Source organism: candidate division WOR-3 bacterium (assembly GCA_011052815.1).
In the GTDB taxonomy this organism is placed as follows: Bacteria; Hydrothermota; Tepidihabitantia; order SM23-42; family SM23-42; genus DRIG01.
In genome coordinates, this window is record DRIG01000072.1 from 45,020 (window position 1) to 64,243 (window position 19,224).

The window sequence follows — 19,224 nt, forward strand, 5'->3', positions numbered from 1 at the left end:
TGCTGTAAAGTTTGGTGGACAAAACTATACTAAAGAGGAGGTATAGATGAGTTATATATTACATAGACCAAGGGCCATCAGATATATGATAATGAGCATTTTTTTAGTTATTTTTTTGCCATATCTGAGCCCGGCGAAAACTGTTGAGGTTATCAATCCAGCATTTGGAGACATATACTTTATCAATGATATCCAGACTGTCCAATGGCAGTCAGATTATCTTTTTGATAATGCTCGGATTGAATTGTATAAGGGAAAAGAGTATCTATGCACACTGGCAGCACTGTGTGAAAATGTGGAAACGTTTGAATGGACAGTATCGCAAGGGCTGGTTTCTGGAGAAGATTATCAAATCAAGGTTATTGATACGCAGGATGAAAACAACTATGGTTTCAGCCGGTACTTCAGAATTGCCGCCCACAATCCTATAGATGAAGCCGATTATCCTATGCCAGTTACATATTCCCGTCAGTGGGAAATACATACTGTTGACAATGTTGCTGATGTAGGCTATTTCACAGGCATTGATGTTGATAGCCAGAACCATCCGCATATCAGTTATTATGATGACAGCAATGATGATTTAAAACACGCATATTGGGATGGTTCAGTATGGCATACTGAGGTTGTGGACGCTACGGGTAATGTCGGGACGTGGACCTCGCTTGCTGTCAATAGAAACGACGACAATATTCACATAAGTTATTGCGATGAAAGTAATCGCGATTTAAAATATGCCAGATGGAATGGTTCATCTTGGTCTGTTCAGACCATTGATGGATCGGGTAATCGGGGTGAATATACCTGCATAGCCCTTGATTCAAATGGTAGCCCACATATCAGCTATATCTATGGCGGTTCAGGGGATCTTATGTATGCATTCTGGACAGGAACCATTTGGGGAACTATGTGTGTTGATGATGAAGACGATACTGGACGGTATACCGGAATTGCTATCGACAATAACAATTATCCGCACTTCAGTTACCATGATTACACCTGGAACCTTTGGACTCATCGACATTGGGCAAAATATGCTTATTATACTGGTTCTGGATGGGTCAGGCAATGGGTCGATCAGAGATATTATACAGGATACTACACCTCCATTGCTGTGGATTCGACCAATGTGCCACATATCAGTTATCAGGGTGCCAGTCATTGTGATTATGCGGTGCGCACAGGCGGAAGCTGGTCGCTTACAGCCGTTGATCCACATGTCGGCGATCTATATATTGCTGGTACATCTATGCTGATTGGTAACGACGGAACTCCGATGGTTGCGTATTATCGAGCGAGTTCAACATTTGAAGGTTGTCTTGCTTTTGCTTTTTATGATGGCGCGAATTGGGTGATTGAGTATGTTGATACTGTCGGCAGTGTTGGCGGTTTTCCATCAATGGTTATGGATGGCAACGGTTATCTACACATCAGCTATGTGGATTATACAAATACTGCGTTAAAATATGCAAAGGTACTCTTCACCAGTATCCAAGAAGAACACGATGCGCAACAGATGATTGGTCAAAGATTGTGCCTGAGACCAAATCCATCTAATAATGGAATAGTTACTATAAGTTATAAATTGTCGGTTAGTGGTTTGGTGCGCCTTAGTGTGTACGATGCGCTTGGCAGAGAGGTTAAGACACTGGTAAATGGAATAAAGTCAGCTGGTGAACACAGCACGACATGGAACAGTTGTGATAAAGATGGTGTGAAGGTTGCGGCAGGTATTTATTTCGTACAGTACACCACCTTGGACAATATTCAAACCAAGAAGTTACTACTTTTGAGATAAAGTGAGGATAAACCGAGCAGGGTAAAAAAGGAGGGAAATTTTAGAAAGCGCATCAGAGATTAACTTCAGAATCAATCCTATCTTGATTTTGAATAAAGTCTGCTGCCGAGAGAGGTAGTGGGTAGACCCGCAGAATAGAACAGATTGAAATTTTGAGTAGCCTAACCAAAAAATATAAAAACCAGAACATTTCCCTCTTTTTTTGAAAGGGAATTAAGGAGGTTTTTAATAAGACCATATGAAATTGATTTTATTCATTTTTTAGGCTGCGGCGATGCTTTTTTCTCCTGATGATATAAAAAAGTTGGATTATGAAAAGGACCTGGGAGACCCGGGTGAGTTTCCTTTTACACGCGGGGTGTATTCTTCGATGTATACGGGTCGGCTCTGGACCATGCGTCAGTATGCCGGTTATGCAACAGCCGAAGAATCGAATCGCCGATACAAATATCTGTTGAAACAGGGACAGACCGGTTTGTCTGTCGCCTTTGATCTACCGACCCAGATGGGTTATGATTCTGACAGTCCTTTGGCTGAAGGAGAGGTGGGAAAGACCGGAGTCGCAATCGATACTCTTCAGGATATGGAGATTCTTTTCGACGGTATTCCTCTGGATAAAGTAAGCACCTCGATGACGATCAATGCCACCGCGGCGATTCTTCTGGCGATGTATATCGCGGTTGCGGAAAAACAGGGAGTACCGAAGTCGATTCTGCGTGGTACGGTCCAGAATGATATTTTAAAAGAATATATTGCACGCGGCACATATATTTATCCGCCTGTTCCTTCAATGAAGATTACAATTGATATAATAGAATACTGCAGTGAATATCTGCCCAAATGGAATACGATTTCTGTTTCCGGCTATCACATCAGAGAAGCCGGTGCAACGGCTGTGCAGGAACTTGCTTTCACGATCGCTAACGGCATTACTTATGTGAAATATGCGGTTGAGCGGGAAAAACTCGAAGTGGATACATTTGCTCCGCGTATCTCTTTCTTCTTCAACGCACATAATAATTTCTTTGAAGAGATTGCAAAATTCAGGGCGGCACGCCGTCTCTGGGCGAGGTTGATCAAAGAAAAATTCAATGCAAAGGCTCCCAAGTCAATGATGCTCAGATTTCATACCCAGACCGCGGGATGCACCCTGACCGCCCAGGAGCCTCAGAACAATGCGATCAGGGTCGCCTTTCAGGCGCTTGCGGCTGTCCTGGGCGGCACCCAGAGTCTCCATACCAACTCGTACGACGAGGCGTTGTCACTCCCCACTGAGGAGTCGGTGAAACTGGCGCTGCGTACCCAGCAGCTCATTGCCTATGAGACTAAGATTCCCGAGATTATTGATCCTCTGGGAGGGAGTTACTGCATCGAGTCTTTGACAGACAGATTAGAAAAGGGTGCCCTGGAATATCTTGAGAAGATAGAAGAACTCGGCGGCGCCCTTAACGCGATTGAAAAAGGTTATTTCCAGCGGGAGATACACAGAAGTGCGTATGAGTATCAAAAGGCAGTGGAAAAGGGAGAGATCAATGTGGTGGGGGTGAACAAGTTCGCCACGGAATCTTCCAGAAGACATTTTTCCATACTCAGGGTTTCTCCGCAGGTGGTGAAGAAACAACTCAGAAGAACACAGAAGATAAAAAAGGAGAGAGACAACAAAAAAGTCAGGGCGGCTCTGGAGAGATTGAAACGGGCAGCGGTCAAGGGATCGAATTTGATGGAGCCGATCCTGGAGTGTGTCAAGGCATACGCCAGTGTCGGAGAGATTTCAGATACCCTGAGAAGGGTCTATGGTGAATATAAAGAAGAAAAGATATTTTAGTATTTGATTGATTCAGGATTCATAAAAAAAGGAGGTTTTAGTGATTTTCGGTATACCCAAGGAATTAGCTCCTTTCAAACAGACGCCTGAGTATCGGGTGGGATTCTCACCAATGGGCGTGCGGGAATTGATGCTCTATGGAGCGAAATTTTATGTCGAGACCAAGGCAGGGGAAGGAGCGGGATTTTCCGATGCTGATTATGAAAAGGCCGGAGCCACAGTCGTCTATTCCAAAGAAGAGGCGTACAAAAGGGCTGATATTGTTTTAAAGGTACGCAGGCCCCAGCAGGAGGAATATTCCTATATCAAGGAAGGACAGACGATAATGGGGTTTATCCATCTGGTCACAGCAAAGAAAGAGTTCTATCAGCTCATCAATGAAAAGAAGATTACTCTGATCGGTTATGAAATCATTCAGCGGGATGACGGAAGATTACCCGTAGTCATTCCGATGAGTGAGATGGCGGGTAAGCTGTCCGTGCAGATCGCCGGTCGATTACTGGAATCGCCGAACCGCGGTCGGGGCATTCTGCTCGGCGGTATTCCCGGTATCCCACCCGCCGAGGTCGTGATTCTCGGCGCCGGAACACTGGGTTGCAACGCTGCAAAGTCATTCGCCGGCATAGGAGCGAATGTCTATGTACTGGATATAAACAGGGATAGATTGGATGAGATCGCCTGCCAGACCGCCGGTTCAAAGGTCACCACGATGTTCGCGACAAAACATAATATCGAGAAACTCGTTAAATTCGCCGATGTGGTGATCTGCGCTGTACTGGTACCGGGAAAGAGGTCGCCGATTCTGATCACCAGGGAGATGGTTAGATCAATGCGCCGCGGTTCCGTGCTCATCGATTTCTCGATCGACCAGGGCGGTTGTTCTGAGACCTCAAAGATCGCACCGAGCGGACAATTTATTTACACGATCGACGGTGTTATACATTTCTGTATGCCCAATGCAACGACCCTTGTGGCACGAACCGCAACCCACACCATAACTTCGGGAATCTTCCCTTATCTGCGTATAATAACCGAATCCGGTCTGGAACAGACACTTAATACGAATCCGGATTTAAGGCGGGGCATCTATGCGGCGGACGGTGTGATAAAAGAGGAGTACCGATTATGAGTTGGTTTGATAATTACAAAAAGAAAAAGTGTTCCATTGAGGAAGCGGTTTCAGTGGTGAAGAGTAATGATCGGGTGTATATCAGCGGAAATGCAGCGACTCCGTTCAGACTTATGGAGGCCCTGGCTCAGAGAAAGGATGAATTGAAGAATGTAGAGATCGCACATGTGCTCTTGTTCGGTGACGATCCTTTATCAAAACCGGGTATGGAAGGGCATTTCAGACACAATTCACTTTTTGTCGGTCCTGCAGACCGGGCGGCGGTGAATGAAGGCAAAGCAGATTACATTCCAGTATTCCTGTATGAGATACCGCAGTTGTTCTATTCCGGCGAATTACCGATCGATGTTGCTTTTATGCACCTGTCACCGCCTGATGAACATGGTTTTATGAGTTATGGAGTGGAGTGTCTGGCGTCGAAGGCGGCGGCAGAGACTGCTAAGACGGTCATCGCTCAGGTTAATGAAAAGATGCCGCGTACCCTGGGAGATTCTTTCATCCATGTATCACGGGTGGCGAAGATCGTCGAAATTTCCGAGGAACTGCCAGAACTGGAACCTATTCCATTCACCGAGGTCGAAAAGAGAATCGGTTTGAATATCGCCGGGCTCGTTGAAGACGGCTCCACGCTTCAGCTCGGTATCGGTGGTATCCCAAACGCCGCCCTCAAGGCGATGTTCGACAAAAAAGATCTGGGAGTCCATACTGAGATGGTTTCAGACAGTATCATGGAAGCGATTGAAGCCGGTGTGATCACCGGTGCGAAGAAGACCCTGCATCACGGTAAGATCATTGCGACCTTTTATCTCGGAACAAAGCAGTTATACGAATTCATCGACAACAATCCAATTTTTGAAACACACCCTACAGAGTATACAAACCATCCTTTTATCATAAGACAGAACGAAAAGATGGTGGCGATCAACTCCGCTATTGAGGTCGATCTGACCGGTCAGGTCTGCTCAGACTCCATAGGAACCAGAATATATTCCGGATTCGGAGGGCAGGTTGATTTTATCCGCGGCGCCGCCCAGTCAAAAGGCGGAAAACCGATTATTGCATTGCCTTCAACCGCAAAAGGAGGAAAGATTTCGAAGATCGTACCTACTCTCCAGATCGGTGCCGGTGTGGTAACCACAAGAGCCGATGTTCACTATATCGTGACTGAATACGGAGTCGCCTATCTCCACGGTAAAAATTTACGGCAACGTGCAGAGGCGTTGATAAGTATCGCGCATCCTGATTTCCGGGAGATGCTTGAACAGGAAGCGAAGAAGAGGAGGTTGTTATGAAGCTCGCCCACATTGCAGTGGCGGTGAAGAAGATCAACGAACGTATTGAAGTCTGGCAGAAGATTTTCGGATTCAACCTGAAGACGACCACTGAGGTTGCAGACCAGAAGGTTAAGGTCGCGGTCCTTGAAGGAGACGGCTTTCACCTTGAACTGCTGGAACCGTTGAATGAAGAGAGTTCCGTGGATAAATTTATCAAGAAACGGGGTGAGGGATTACATCACCTCTGTTTTGAAGTGGAGGATCTGGAAGGTGTTCTTGCTTCACTGCGTTCAAATAACATCGAGTTAATCGATCAGAAACCCAGGATGGGTGCTGTAGGTAAAAAGATTGCATTTCTCCATCCGAGAAGCATGGGAGGGGTTCTGATTGAATTGGTGCAGAAGTGAATTTTTATATGATTGCAGTTTAACAAATTAAGGAGGAACGATGCATATCGAGTCAAAAATAGTGCACGGTGGGCAACATCCGGATAAAGAGACCGGTGCGCTTTCGCCGCCGATTTATCAGACATCAACATTTGCATTTCGTGATGCCGACCACGGTGCACGCCTTTTTAAACAGGAAGAAGAGGGTCATATTTACACCCGGTTGAGTAATCCGACGATTGACCTGCTGGCGAGCAAAATTGCGCTTCTGGAATCGGCTGAAGCCGGGTTGATATTCTCTTCAGGCCTTGCCGCGGTCTTTAATGTCGTCGTCACCCTGATAAAGAGCGGCGGGCATATCGTCTCTGATGATACCATCTACGGCGGCACCTTCGCGCTCTTGAAGAACGTTCTGCCGAATCTCGGGATAGACGTGACATTTATCGATGCTTCAGATACTGATAAGCTTGCTTCAGCGATTACTGATAAGACAAAACTTATCTTCATCGAAACGCCGGCGAATCCTACCTTGAAGATCATTGATATCAGCGCCTGTGCTGAAATCGCCCGCACCAGAAAGATCCCGCTCTGTGTTGATAATACTTTCGCCACCCCTTATCTGCAGAGGCCGATTGAGCTCGGTGCAGATATTGTCGTCCATTCAGCAACCAAATATTTCGGGGGACACGGTGATATTATCGGCGGTGTTGTGGTCGGGAAGAAGGATTTCATCCATGAATTATGGGATGTGGCGAAAGAGATCGGAGCCTGCAATTCACCGTTTAACGCCTGGCTTATTTTAAGGGGATTGAAAACCCTCGCCGTGCGTATGGATCGGCACTGTGATAATGCAATGAAGATCGCCGAGTATCTTTCCGGACATAAGAAGGTTGAACGGGTTTATTATCCAGGGTTGAGTACGCATCCGGGATATGAGATCGCCAGAAAACAGATGAGTAAATTCGGCGGGATGGTCGGTTTTGACCTTAAAGGCGGAAAAGAAGCCGGTAAGATCGTTATGAACTCGGTCAAGCTCTGTATCCTGGCGGTCAGCCTCGGTGATGTCGATACCTTGATTGAACATCCGGCTTCAATGACGCATTCCACTTACAGCGAGGAGGAGTTGAGGGACTGCGGTATAAAACCCGGCTTTGTCAGATTATCGGTCGGGCTTGAACACTGTGATGATTTGATTGCCGATCTGGAACAGGCGTTTGAGAACATATAGCCTGTTAAAACCGGGATGCTAGTTTTTAACAAGGAGGTTTAATGGTTGGAATTATTGGCTATGGATCTTATCTCCCCCGTTACAGAATCAAGGTCGAAGATATCGCTCATCAGTGGGGCAGGGATCCTGAAACCATCAAAAGAGGACTTCTGCTTAAAGAGAAGACAGTACCGGGGATGGATGAGGATACGATTACGATTTCAGTGGAAGCGGGCCGCAATGCCCTGAAACGCGCCGGGATCGACCCGGTGGAGATCGGAGCACTTTACATCGGCTCTGAATCCCATCCCTACGCGGTAAAACCTTCAGGAACAGTTGTGGCTGAAGCCCTGGGGATTGTTCCTGAAGTTCATATCGCTGATTATGAATTCGCCTGTAAAGCCGGCACCGAGGCGATGTTCGTCGCCCACGCACTGGTAAAAGCCGGTCTGGTTAAGTATGCAATGGGTATCGGTGCTGACACTTCTCAAGGAGCACCCGGCGACGCCCTGGAATTTTCAGCTTCTGCCGGTGGTTCGGCGTTCATCTTCGGAAAGGAGAATATAATCGCTGAGGTTCTCGCTACTTATTCTTATACTACAGATACTCCTGACTTCTGGCGCAGAGAAGGTGCATTTTACCCGCTCCACGGCGGCCGATTTACCGGTGAACCGGCGTACTTTAAGCACATCCTTGGTGCAGGAAGGGCGATTCTCGAGAGATCAGGATATAAGGCGTCGGACTTTGCCTATGCAATCTTTCATATGCCCAACGGCAAATTTCCTCTGACCGCCGGCAAAAAATTGGGGTTTACCAAAGAACAGATGGAGCCGGGCTGGATTGTTCCTCTTATGGGCAATACCTATTCAGGTTCCTCTCCCACTGGTTTTTCCGCTACCCTCGATGTCGCGAAACCCGGTGATCTGATTCTTCTGGTTTCATTCGGTTCAGGCGCCGGCAGCGACGCATTCATCTTCAAGATAACCGACCGGATTAATGAAGTCCGTGACCGGGCGGACAGGCTGCAGGATATGCTGGAGAAGAATCGGATATATCTCGATTACGGCCAATATGCAAAATACCGCGGTAAGATTATAATGAATGAATAAGGAGGCAAGATGCGTGATGTTTATATAATCGGCGTTGGAATGACCAAATTCGGTGAACTCTGGTCAAAATCACTGAGAGACATTTTCGTCGAGGCGGCACTCGCCGCGATCGACGACGCCGGAGTTGAACATATTGATTCCATGTATGTCGGCTCGATGACTCCCGGCCTTTTTGTGGGGCAGGAACATATCGGTGCCCTGATGGCGGATTATCTCGGTGTTGCTCCGATTCCTGCAGTGCGTGTCGAATCGGCATGCTGCTCCGGTGGTATGGCGCTCAGACTTGGTTTCTTTGAGGTTGCAGCGGGAAACAGTGAAATCGTTCTCGTCGGCGGAGTCGAGAAGATGAATGACGGCGCCGATGTTACTTATGCCCTCGCGACTGCGGCTGACCAGGAATATGAGGTATACCAGGGTGTTACATTTCCCGGATTATACGCCCTGATAGCACGGGCGCATATGGTACATTACGGTACAACCAGGAAACAACTCGCCGCCGTTTCAGTGAAGAACCATCGCAATGGAGCATTGAATCCGAATGCACAATTTCCCAAAGAAGTCACCATTGACCAGGTCATTAATGCGACATTGGTCGCCGATCCCCTTACAGTACTTGACAGCTCACCGGTATCTGATGGAGCCGCCTGTGTTATCTTAGCGTCGGCAGATGCAGCCAAAGGTCTGCAGAAACCACTTGTGAAGATAATCGGTTCAGGTGCGGCGACCGATACAATAGCTCTGCATGCAAGGGAGGATATCACCACCCTGAAGGCGGTGAAGGTTTCCGGAGAACGGGCATATAAGATGGCGGGGATAAAGCCTTCAGATGTCGGTTTTGCCGAGGTCCATGACTGTTTCAGTATCGCCGAGATTTGCATAATCGAAGATCTGGGATTTGTGGAGAAAGGCCAGGGTGGTCCTTTTACCGAGCAGGGACATACGGCACTGGACGGAAAGATTCCGATCAATACTTCGGGCGGATTGAAATCAAAGGGACATCCGGTCGGAGCCACGGGTGTTGCTCAGGCCGTTGAGGTTGTGGAACAGTTGAGAGGAGAAGCAGGCAAACGCCAGATAAAGGGTCCCAAGATCGGTCTGGCTCAGAATATGGGTGGTTCAGGTGCGTCATCAGTCGTTCATATATTTAAAGCAGAATAGGAGGTAGTATGCCGTCACCGAGATATAGAAGAGAAATGCCCCAGAGATACAGACTTGAGGCAGGGAAATGTAAAAAATGCGGCAAAATTTCTTTTCCGCCGCGTCTGATATGCCCGGCATGCGGGTCAAAGGATTTTGAAAAGACCAAACTGACGGATTACGGTAAGATAGTTTCCTATACAACGATTCGTGTCGCACCTTCGGATTTCGCCACTCAGGTTCCCTACAACATCGCAATAGTGGAATCAGATAACGGGGTGCGGGTTACCACACAGGTCGTGGATTGTAAACCTGAAGATCTGGAGATCGGAAAGAGGGTGAAGTTCGTTTTCAGGAAACTCTCTGCAGAAGGCCATACCGGAATCATCTGTTACGGATATAAGGCAGTACCCGTATAATCAAGGACAGGCGGTTGTCACCCGTCGGGTTCCTAACATCAAAAATAAAAGGAGATTATGTATCAGATCAAATCAAAGATAGAGACGAACAGCGCTGATTTTAAAGAGAACAAGAAAAGAATGAAAGAGGCTGTGCAGTTGTTAAAGGAGCGGCTCGCATTGATTAAAAAAGGCGGTCCTGAATATATGCACAAAAAGCATGCCAAAAGGGGTAAGTTGTTTGTGCGGGAGCGTTTGCGGTTGCTGCTGGATCCGGATACACCTTTTCTTGAGTTGAGTCCGCTCGCGGCCTGGGATATGTATAACAACGAGCATCCCTCAGCCGCGATCATTACAGGGATCGGCGTCGTCCACAATCGCGAGGTTATGGTCATCGCCCACGACGCTACTGTGAAAGGCGGCACCTATATTCCCGAGACGATAAAGAAACATATACGGGCGCAGGAGATCGCTCTGGAGAACAGACTTCCCTGTGTCTATCTCGTCGATTCCGGAGGTATCTTCCTGCCGCTACAGGTCGGTACCTTTCCTGATAAGTTCCACTTCGGCAGAATCTTCTATAATCAGGCGCAGATGTCGGCGCGGAACATTCCCCAGATTTCCGTAGTAATGGGTTTCTGCACTGCCGGAGGTGCGTATCAACCCGCAATGAGTGATGAAGTGGTTATTGTAAAGGGTGCGGGTACGATTTATATCGGAGGACCTCCGCTGGTAAAGGCGGCGACCGGTGAAGTCGTCACTGAAGAAGAACTCGGCGGTGCGGATGTTCATTGTCGGATCTCAGGGGTTGCGGACCATTATGCAGTGAGTGATGAGCAGGCGATAGAGATAACACGCAATATCATTGAAAATCTCGGTTCCTGGCCCAAATACCCTCTGGAAAGGCATGAACCCGAAGAGCCTGCTTATGACCCTGAAGAATTATACGGAATCATACCTGCGGATTTGAAAAAATCATTCGATATGAGAGAGGTCATCGCCCGGATCGTCGACCGGAGTGAATTCCATGAGTTCAAAGAGCTTTACGGTCCGACGATCGTCTGTGGGTTTGCCCGTATTATGGGTTATCCTGTGGGAATTCTGGCGAATAACGGTGTACTCTTTTCAGAGTCGTCCCAGAAAGGCGCCCATTTTGTAACCATGTGTTCAGTGAGGAAGATTCCGATTCTCTTTTTACAGAATATTACCGGTTTTATTGTGGGAAAGCGTTATGAGCACGGCGGTATTGCAAAGGACGGAGCAAAACTGGTCCACGCCGTTGCGAACGCCCAGGTACCAAAGTTCACCATTATCGTCGGTGGTTCGTATGGCGCCGGGAATTACGGTATGTGCGGCAGGGCTTATGACCCGCGGCTCTTATGGATGTGGCCCACCGCAAGGATCTGCGTGATGGGTGGAGAACAGGCTGCCGGTGTGTTGACCGATATCAAGGTCAGGGCGTTGATCAAAGAGGGCAAAAAACCGACTGATGAGGAGATCGAAGAGATACGCAAACCCATTCTCGCTAAATATGAGAACGAGTCGAGTGCTTATTATTCGACAGCCCGATTATGGGACGACGGAATCATCGATCCACTGGATACAAGAAAGGTGCTGGGGCTCGCCATTTCGATGTCGTTGAATGCACCGATTCCCGACCACAGGTTCGGAGTTTTCAGAATGTAATGTCAATGCAGGTTTGCATAAGTGACCTGCGGATGGACTTTTCAGGTAAGTGACTGGAGGTTGAATGAACAAAATCACTTTCAAAGATTTCATAGAAAAGATAAAAGAACCATGGCAGCCGAAAGACATCGCCTATATCAATGATACCGCATTGAGGGTTGCCAGGATTGATGGAACCTATCACTGGCACACCCACCGGGATGAGGATGAGTTTTTCCTGGTTCTGAAAGGCAAGATATCGATCGATACTGAAGAAACTTCTGTCGAGCTTGCAGAAAATGAAGGTTGTCTGGTGAAGAGAGGAACGAGACATCGTTCGCGGTCAGACGGTCCTGCCTGGATACTGCTGATTGAACCGATAAAGACAAAGACAAAGGGAGAGGAATAGGGTCGTTGTTTTTAAGAAAGAGGTGAGGTATGTCAGATAAAGAGTTAAAGACGATTTTATATGAAACAGAAGATAAGGTCGCAAGGGTTGTACTCAATCGACCTGAGGTGCATAATGCCTTCAATGATATAATGATTCAGGAACTCAGAATGATTTTTGACGAGATCGCCGTAAATAAAGAGATCCGGGTGGTTGTCCTGACCGGTAAAGGAAAATCCTTTTGCGCCGGTGCGGATTTAAACTGGATGAAGAGGGTGAAAGATTATTCTTACGAAGAGAATCTCAAGGAATCACTTGACCTCGCCGAAATGTTGTATAGAATATACTCTTCACCGAAGCCGACTATTGCACGGGTGAACGGAGCCGCGATCGGCGGCGGTACTGGGCTGGTTGCTGTTTGTGATATCGCAATAGCCGCGACAAAGGCGAAATTCAGTTTCAGTGAGGTGAAACTCGGGCTTATTCCCGCCTGCATTTCACCTTATGTCATTAAAAAATGCGGTGAGGGCAGATGCCGGGAGTTTTTTCTCACCGGTGAGAGATTGACTGCGGAAAAGGCTTTGAATGCAGGTTTGATTAATGCAGTCGCTGAATTAGAGAATATTGATGAGATTATCAATGAACTGGTCGGGAAATTGATTTCAAGTGGTCCAGAGGCGATCAGAAGCTGTAAGGAATTGTTGAGGAATGTGGCTGAGATGTCGTTTGAAAAAGCAAGGCCGTATACAGCCGAGGTGATCGCCCGATTGAGAATTTCCGATGAAGGACAGGAAGGAATGAATGCTTTTCTGGAAAAACGGAAACCGAGATGGGTTTTAAATTCAGACGGATGAAGAGTATGATTATGTTTTTGTTTGATCGTTGGGCGTTATACGGTGTCGTTGTGAGGATCGTTTTAGGTTATACGGTGTCGCTGCCGGTATTGTCTTTCGACACCGTACAACCAACAACCATCTTTCATAAATGTTTAAGAAAATCTTAATCGCCAATCGGGGAGAGATTGCAATCCGGATTGCACGGGCTTGCAAAGAACTGGGGATTTCAACGGTCGGTGTTTATTCTACAGTGGATAAGGATTCTCTTCATCTGCGCCATGTGGATGATGCGATATGGATCGGTGAATCACCTCCCCAGTCGAGTTATTTAAATATTGAGAGAATTATAGAATGTGCAAAAGAAACCGGGGTCGACGCAATCCATCCGGGATATGGATTCCTTGCGGAAAACGCTCAGTTCGCCAGGGCGTGCGAAGGTGCCGGGATTGTCTTTATCGGCCCTGACTCCAGGGCACTTGCTTTGGTCGGCGACAAGGTGGCTTCGAGGAATACGGTGAAACAGGTGGGTGTACCGATCATCCCGGGTATGGAAGGAGCAGCTGAAGAGACCGACTTTTTCAAGAAGATGGCTGCTGAGGTGGGTTATCCTGTTATCGTGAAGGCATCCATGGGCGGCGGCGGTAAAGGAATGCGTATTGTTCACAGTGAGGCAGAACTCGAAGCGAGTGTTGCTGCCGGGCGTCGGGAAGCGGAGAGTGCTTTTGGTGATGATACCGTGTATCTGGAAAAATATATTGACCGGCCGCGACATATCGAATTTCAGGTGCTGCGGGATAATCATGGTAATGTCGTGCACCTCTTTGAACGGGAGTGCTCGATCCAGCGCCGACATCAGAAGATCATCGAAGAGACCCCTTCTCCGATACTGGACAACGCCCTGCGTGAGAAGATGGGCGAGTCTGCCAAGAAAGTTATTGAAGCCGCCGGTTACACGAACGCCGGAACCGTTGAATTCCTTGTTGATAATGACAGGAATTTCTACTTTCTTGAAGTCAATGCCCGGATTCAGGTCGAACACCCGATCACCGAGGTGGTTACAGGCGTTGATCTTGTCAGACAACAGTTGCTCATTGCCTCAGGAGAAAGAATTGAATTTACACAGGAAGATATCACCCAGCGCGGCCATGCGATCGAAGCCCGGATATATGCCGAAGACCCGGAAAATAATTTTCTGCCGTCGCCGGGGACTATTCTCTTCTTGAATGAACCGAGCGGTCCCGGCGTGAGGGTTGATTCGGGAATCTATCAGGACTGGAACGTCCCACCGCATTATGATCCTATTCTTGCAAAATTGATCGTCGGTGCCGAAACCAGGGAACATTCAATAGCACGCCTGGCTGATTCACTATGCAACTACATCATTCTGGGGATAAAGACAAATATCGGGTTTTTGAAACGAATCATCGAAACGAAGAAATTCCGTGAAGGCAGATTTCATACCCACTTCATAGATGAGAATGAAGAGCAGTTGCTTCCTGTACACACTGAAGTTCATAAAGCACTTATCGCAGCGGCGCTGCTCAAAGAATCAACACCACGGGGATATAGAACAGAACATCCCGGAACAGAGAGTCGAACCAATCCCTGGTTGGAGATCGGAGAATGGGAGATATGCAGCCGTTGAAGGTAAAATCAGAGGGGTGTATCAAAGAAATGTTGCGGGGTTTAATTTGTGAACCATAATTTCATCCATCTGGGTAAAAATTATTCTGTGAAGACCGAGAAGATCGATGATGAATATAAAGTGATCATCGGTGATGAGATTTTCAAGATTACTGATTTTGAGAAGAGAGGAAACCTTATTCTCTTTCGTATAGACAAAAAACCTTTCAGTTTCTTCTTTGCCCGGGACAGAGAAAGAATATACTTAACGGCAGACGGTGAATATTTTGTGATTGAAGAATCAAAAGGAAGTTCTTTTAAAGACGGCGCCGCTGCGATCGAAAAAGGAGACAGTGTGAGTTCACCCATGCCCGGTCTGATAGTGAAGATCCCTGTTACCGTCGGTAAGGAGGTGGAAAAAGGCGAGACCCTGGCGATCGTGGAGGCGATGAAGATGCAGAACGAACTGCGGTCGCCGCGCAGTGGTGTGGTGAAGAAGATAAATTTCAAAGAGGGTGAGCAGATCGATGCCCTGCAGCCGATTGTAGAACTGGAATAATATGCATTTTGTATCCCTTGTTGCATCGGAGCGGAAGAACGGCAATTGTGACATCCTTGGTCGTCTCGCCGTCAGGCATGCGCTGAAGGCGGGAGCCGATTCAGGAGAGGTCGTCTATCTTAAAAATTTCGATATAAAAGAATGTCGGGGCTGTCTTCACTGTGTGTTTAATAATGAAGAGTGTCGAATAGATGATGATCTTTATCAACTGCTCGAAATTTTAAAGGATGCGGATAAACTTTTTCTGGTCGCGCCGGTGTATGTATTAACCATTCCCGGAAAGTTGAAACTTCTGCTTGACCGTTTTCTCACGATTGCAGGTGCTGTGAAAGATAAGCCGGAACATTATGCCCTCAGTATAGGTGTCGCCGGCATCAATGATTGGCATCAGTTCCAATTACCCCTTATGAATCTCTTTTTGCTCGTTTTGGGCTATCGCATCATCGACAGTAAGATATTTTACGGAGCCGGTCCTGGAGAGGTTTTACTCGGAAAAGAGATGGATGGTTTTCCCGAACAGTTGTACCGGCTCATTAATTATCCGGGGGGTCCCTTTAGATCAGGGGTTTCAAACACCTGTCCGGTTGATTTCTGCAGTGTCTTTGAGCGCATTGATGACAAACACTATCGTTGTCCTGTCTGTCTCACTCCGGCTGAGAGGGTTGAAAACGGCTATTATTTCGATGCCCGTGATTTGAATAATCATCGCTGGACAAGAGAGAGGCTTAAAGACCATTTCAACGGTTGGATACTGAAGACAAAACCGCGTTTCAGAGCGATGTTAAGAGAGATCTCCGCGAAAAAACGCGAGTTAGGTATTTAAGGAGAATTGATATGTACAGTGAAAAAGTAATGGACCATTTTATGCATCCCAGAAACGTCGGTGAGATCGAAGATGCGGATGGTGTCGGAGAGGTAGGTAATCCCGTGTGCGGTGACGTGATGACTTTCTACATCAAAGTCAAAGACGATGTCATCACCGACGTCAAATTCAAGACCTTTGGCTGCGGCGCCGCAATCGCCGTTTCCAGTATCGTGAGTGAAATGGCGAAGGGAAAGACGATCCAGGAAGCGATGAAGATTACCAACCGGGTCGTTGTTGATGAACTCGGCGGCTTACCGTCGCAGAAACTCCATTGTTCGAATCTCGGAGCCGATGCACTCCACAAGGCGATTGAAAATTATCTTGAGAAGAAGAAAAGGAGAACTTAGGATGTATTATACAGGAAAAGATATTGGAAAATACATCAAAACGGTGAAATCAATTGTAAAAGGTAAAGGGACGAGAGATGAAAAACTGAAAGCCGTCTGTGAACTACTTCGGGATAATGTATCATACTATGACTGGGTGGGGTTCTATCTGGCAGATGAAGATAAAAGAGAACTTATTCTCGGTCCTTTTGTCGGTGAGCCGACCGAACATACCAGGATTTCCTTTGGTCAGGGTATCTGTGGTCAGGCCGCCGAGATAAAAAACCTTTTGTTGTTCAGGATGTGAGAAAAGAAACGAATTATTTATCCTGCAGTGTGAAGGTTATGTCTGAAATCGTCGTGCCCGTTTTGAAGAAGGGCAGGATTGTGGGTGAACTTGATATTGATTCCCATACGATTTCTCCGTTTACTGATAAAGATACAACACTGCTGGAGAGAATATGCGAAGTTGTGGTGGAATTGTTTTAAAAACAGTTTGTTCTTAAAGGAGGTATGATGGCGTACAATAACTTGATTTTTGAAAAAGACGGTAATATCGGTTTGGTAAAAATTAATCGACCAGAAGTGCTGAATGCTGTTAATATCGAGACCATTATTGAGCTGGAAAAGGCATTGAACGAATTTTATGGAGACAAGGATATTTTTGTGATCATCATAACCGGCGAGGGTAAATCCTTTGTATCCGGGTCTGATATATCACGGTTGGCGAAGATGAACTCCCTTGAAGCGAGAGAATACAGCCGAATCGGCCAGCGGGTTTTATCTTTTATTGAACAGATGGAAAAGCCGGTCATCGCCGCGGTCAATGGCTATGCACTCGGCTCGGGTTGTGAACTGGCTATGGCGTGCGATGTCAGGATAGTATCTGAAAAAGCGAAATTCGGTCAGCCTGAAGTGAAGCTCGGATTGATTCCCGGACACGCCGGCACCCAGCGGTTGGCGCGGCTCGTCGGTATGGGAAAGGCGAAGGAATTGATCTTCACCGGGGATCTGATCGACGCCCAGGAGGCATTAAGGATCGGTCTGGTCAATAAGGTCGTGCCTGCTGATAAATTGATGGAAGAGGTGAAGAACTTCGCCACCAAGATTATTGAGGTCGGACAGACAGCGCTCCATTTAGCCAAGACCGTTATTAACCGCGGCCTGGACGCCAACATGGCGACCGGTCAATCCTATGAAATGGAGGCATTCAGTATTCTGTTTTCAACGGAAGAAGCCAAAGAAGGGATGACTGCATTTTTAGAAAAGAGAAAACCGAAGTGGAATAAGTAAAGGAAGGAGGTTTTTGATGACCCTGGATGAGAGGTTGCAAAATGTGGCAGTGATCGGTGCTGCCGGCAAGATGGGCAGTGGTATCGGTGTTTTGATCGCCCAGGAGATGGCTAAGTTGAAATTGCAGAAAGAGAATAGAGATAAGGTATATCGATTGGTGCTTATCGATATCAGTGAGAAGGCATTGGACGGTCTGCGTGCTTATATGCGGACTCAATTGACAAAGGTGGCTGAAAAATCCACCGTGCTTTTGAGAAAACTCTATGAAGACCGAGATGACCTTATTGAGAACGCCGACATCATAAACACATTTGTCGATGATGCGACTTCGGTCCTTAATTTCACCACGGATATTGATGTCGCAAAAGACGCCCACCTTGTCTTTGAAGCGATTGTTGAAAACGAAAAGATAAAGATAAAGATTTACAAGAAGTTGAAAAAGATATGTTCGGATACCACATTCTTTTTAACCAATACCTCGAGTATCCCGATTTCGTATCTTGACGACAAAGCCGGGCTTGACGGCAGGTTGATCGGTTACCACTTTTATAATCCTCCGGTGGTTCAGCGTCTGGTAGAGGTGATCAGCGCGAAGACGACCACCGAAGAACTGCGTAATCTTGGGCAGGAACTGGGTAAACGTTTACGCAAAAAACTGGTGCCTTCCAATGATATTTCCGGATTCATCGGCAACGGTCATTTTATGCGCGACGGTCTTTATGCAATCAGTGAGGTGGAACGGCTGAAAGGCAAATTCAGGTTTCCAGGTGCTGTTTATATAATGAACCGTATCACCCAGGATTTTCTTATCAGACCCATGGGGATTTTCCAGCTCATCGACTATGTCGGTATCGACGTGTTTCAATGTATTCTCAAGGTCATGCGTACCCATCTCGGTGATAAAACATTGAAGAGTCGGGTCATCGACCGGCTGGTCAAGGATGGTGTGCTCGGTGGGCAGTATCCTGATGGTTCTCAAAAGGACGGTTTTTTGAAATATGAGAAGAATCGACCTGTAGGGATATATAACTTCCGCAAAAAAGAGTACTTTATGCTCAATGACAAATGGCGAAAGAAGGTTGATGAGAAGATCGGTCCTCTTCCTGAAGCCACTTTACCCTGGCGGGCACTGCTTGGTGCTCCGAACAGGGAGGATCTACTAAAGAAACATTTTGCTTCCCTGAAGACGATGAAGACCATGGGTGCGGAACTTGCCCTGGATTTCCTTAAAAAGACAAAAGAGATCGGCGAAAAGCTGGTCAGTGACGGCGTGGCGAATTCGGCGGACGACGTCAATGCAGTCCTGACCAATGGTTTTTACTGGCTTTACGGTCCGATAAATAATTTTTTGTAGAAGATAAAGATCAGGTGTTTTAAAATTTCACGGCTCTGCAGTTCGAAAGGAG

18 protein-coding genes and 1 pseudogene are annotated in these 19,224 nt (G+C 47.0%); all 19 read left to right on the top strand.

All coding sequences use genetic code 11. The annotated features are described in order from the left end of the window. The first annotated feature begins 46 nt into the window (after positions 1-46). The 19 genes and pseudogenes from ENI34_06840 to ENI34_06930 all read left to right on the top strand — a co-directional run bounded on the left by ENI34_06840 (position 47) and on the right by ENI34_06930 (position 19,172). Positions 47-1,798, top strand: coding sequence for a T9SS type A sorting domain-containing protein (locus tag ENI34_06840; GenBank protein HEC78844.1), 1,752 nt, complete (start codon positions 47-49; stop codon positions 1,796-1,798). A gap of 274 nt (positions 1,799-2,072) precedes the next feature. After that, complete coding sequence (locus ENI34_06845) at positions 2,073-3,623, top strand: methylmalonyl-CoA mutase (protein ID HEC78845.1); 1,551 nt, start codon at positions 2,073-2,075, stop codon at positions 3,621-3,623. A gap of 40 nt (positions 3,624-3,663) precedes the next feature. Beyond that, positions 3,664-4,752 (top strand): alanine dehydrogenase, encoded by a 1,089-nt coding sequence (locus ENI34_06850; protein ID HEC78846.1) that lies wholly within the window; start codon positions 3,664-3,666, stop codon positions 4,750-4,752. Then, positions 4,749-6,044 (top strand): acetyl-CoA hydrolase/transferase family protein, encoded by a 1,296-nt coding sequence (locus ENI34_06855; protein ID HEC78847.1) that lies wholly within the window; start codon positions 4,749-4,751, stop codon positions 6,042-6,044. Before ENI34_06850 ends, ENI34_06855 begins: the two co-directional genes overlap by 4 nt. Further along, the gene (gene mce / locus ENI34_06860; GenBank protein HEC78848.1) at positions 6,041-6,433 is read left to right on the top strand and encodes a methylmalonyl-CoA epimerase; all 393 of its coding nucleotides are present in this window, start codon (positions 6,041-6,043) and stop codon (positions 6,431-6,433) included. The genes ENI34_06855 and mce overlap by 4 nt, the downstream gene beginning before the upstream one ends. 40 nt (positions 6,434-6,473) lie before the next feature. Next, positions 6,474-7,640, top strand: coding sequence for an aminotransferase class I/II-fold pyridoxal phosphate-dependent enzyme (locus ENI34_06865; GenBank protein HEC78849.1), 1,167 nt, complete (start codon positions 6,474-6,476; stop codon positions 7,638-7,640). 41 nt (positions 7,641-7,681) lie between these two features. After that, a complete protein-coding gene (locus tag ENI34_06870; protein ID HEC78850.1) occupies positions 7,682-8,728 on the top strand; it encodes a hydroxymethylglutaryl-CoA synthase in 1,047 nt (348 codons plus the stop codon). Between the two features lie 9 nt (positions 8,729-8,737). Further along, entirely contained in the window at positions 8,738-9,886 is a 1,149-nt protein-coding gene (locus tag ENI34_06875; protein HEC78851.1) for a thiolase domain-containing protein, read from the top strand. Positions 9,887-9,894: 8 nt separating this feature from the next. Further along, the gene (locus ENI34_06880) at positions 9,895-10,284 is read left to right on the top strand and encodes a Zn-ribbon domain-containing OB-fold protein (protein HEC78852.1); all 390 of its coding nucleotides are present in this window, start codon (positions 9,895-9,897) and stop codon (positions 10,282-10,284) included. Between the two features lie 57 nt (positions 10,285-10,341). After that, positions 10,342-11,949: a methylcrotonoyl-CoA carboxylase gene (locus ENI34_06885; protein HEC78853.1), complete on the top strand. Its 1,608-nt coding sequence runs from the start codon at positions 10,342-10,344 to the stop codon at positions 11,947-11,949. Between the two features lie 64 nt (positions 11,950-12,013). Next, positions 12,014-12,337 (top strand): cupin domain-containing protein, encoded by a 324-nt coding sequence (locus tag ENI34_06890; protein HEC78854.1) that lies wholly within the window; start codon positions 12,014-12,016, stop codon positions 12,335-12,337. Positions 12,338-12,366: 29 nt separating this feature from the next. Next, complete coding sequence (locus ENI34_06895) at positions 12,367-13,170, top strand: enoyl-CoA hydratase/isomerase family protein (GenBank protein HEC78855.1); 804 nt, start codon at positions 12,367-12,369, stop codon at positions 13,168-13,170. A 130-nt stretch (positions 13,171-13,300) separates the two neighbouring features. Next, the gene (accC, locus tag ENI34_06900; GenBank protein HEC78856.1) at positions 13,301-14,797 is read left to right on the top strand and encodes an acetyl-CoA carboxylase biotin carboxylase subunit; all 1,497 of its coding nucleotides are present in this window, start codon (positions 13,301-13,303) and stop codon (positions 14,795-14,797) included. 48 nt (positions 14,798-14,845) lie between these two features. Then, positions 14,846-15,334 (top strand): acetyl-CoA carboxylase biotin carboxyl carrier protein subunit, encoded by a 489-nt coding sequence (locus ENI34_06905; GenBank protein ID HEC78857.1) that lies wholly within the window; start codon positions 14,846-14,848, stop codon positions 15,332-15,334. Position 15,335: 1 nt separating this feature from the next. Beyond that, on the top strand, positions 15,336-16,157 hold the full coding sequence (locus ENI34_06910) for a flavodoxin family protein (GenBank protein HEC78858.1): 822 nt from the start codon (positions 15,336-15,338) through the stop codon (positions 16,155-16,157). Between the two features lie 11 nt (positions 16,158-16,168). After that, positions 16,169-16,546 carry a Fe-S cluster assembly scaffold protein NifU gene (gene nifU / locus ENI34_06915; GenBank protein HEC78859.1) on the top strand — a complete coding sequence of 126 codons (378 nt, stop codon included), beginning with the start codon at positions 16,169-16,171 and terminating at the stop codon, positions 16,544-16,546. Between the two features lies 1 nt (position 16,547). Then, a pseudogene (locus ENI34_06920) lies at positions 16,548-17,014 on the top strand (GAF domain-containing protein). 27 nt (positions 17,015-17,041) lie between these two features. Beyond that, complete coding sequence (locus tag ENI34_06925; protein HEC78860.1) at positions 17,042-17,818, top strand: crotonase; 777 nt, start codon at positions 17,042-17,044, stop codon at positions 17,816-17,818. 16 nt (positions 17,819-17,834) lie between these two features. Next, positions 17,835-19,172, top strand: a complete 1,338-nt coding sequence (locus tag ENI34_06930; protein HEC78861.1) for a 3-hydroxyacyl-CoA dehydrogenase family protein — start codon at positions 17,835-17,837, stop codon at positions 19,170-19,172. Positions 19,173-19,224: the final 52 nt, after the last annotated feature.

Coding starts and splice junctions, on each gene's coding strand:
- ENI34_06840 (HEC78844.1), top strand. CDS start 47: ATGAGTTATATATTACATAGACCAAGGGCCATCAGATATATGATAATG.
- ENI34_06845 (HEC78845.1), top strand. CDS start 2,073: ATGCTTTTTTCTCCTGATGATATAAAAAAGTTGGATTATGAAAAGGAC.
- ENI34_06855 (HEC78847.1), top strand. CDS start 4,749: ATGAGTTGGTTTGATAATTACAAAAAGAAAAAGTGTTCCATTGAGGAA.
- mce (HEC78848.1), top strand. CDS start 6,041: ATGAAGCTCGCCCACATTGCAGTGGCGGTGAAGAAGATCAACGAACGT.
- ENI34_06865 (HEC78849.1), top strand. CDS start 6,474: ATGCATATCGAGTCAAAAATAGTGCACGGTGGGCAACATCCGGATAAA.
- ENI34_06870 (HEC78850.1), top strand. CDS start 7,682: ATGGTTGGAATTATTGGCTATGGATCTTATCTCCCCCGTTACAGAATC.
- ENI34_06875 (HEC78851.1), top strand. CDS start 8,738: ATGCGTGATGTTTATATAATCGGCGTTGGAATGACCAAATTCGGTGAA.
- ENI34_06880 (HEC78852.1), top strand. CDS start 9,895: ATGCCGTCACCGAGATATAGAAGAGAAATGCCCCAGAGATACAGACTT.
- ENI34_06885 (HEC78853.1), top strand. CDS start 10,342: ATGTATCAGATCAAATCAAAGATAGAGACGAACAGCGCTGATTTTAAA.
- ENI34_06890 (HEC78854.1), top strand. CDS start 12,014: ATGAACAAAATCACTTTCAAAGATTTCATAGAAAAGATAAAAGAACCA.
- ENI34_06895 (HEC78855.1), top strand. CDS start 12,367: ATGTCAGATAAAGAGTTAAAGACGATTTTATATGAAACAGAAGATAAG.
- accC (HEC78856.1), top strand. CDS start 13,301: ATGTTTAAGAAAATCTTAATCGCCAATCGGGGAGAGATTGCAATCCGG.
- ENI34_06910 (HEC78858.1), top strand. CDS start 15,336: ATGCATTTTGTATCCCTTGTTGCATCGGAGCGGAAGAACGGCAATTGT.
- nifU (HEC78859.1), top strand. CDS start 16,169: ATGTACAGTGAAAAAGTAATGGACCATTTTATGCATCCCAGAAACGTC.
- ENI34_06925 (HEC78860.1), top strand. CDS start 17,042: ATGGCGTACAATAACTTGATTTTTGAAAAAGACGGTAATATCGGTTTG.
- ENI34_06930 (HEC78861.1), top strand. CDS start 17,835: ATGACCCTGGATGAGAGGTTGCAAAATGTGGCAGTGATCGGTGCTGCC.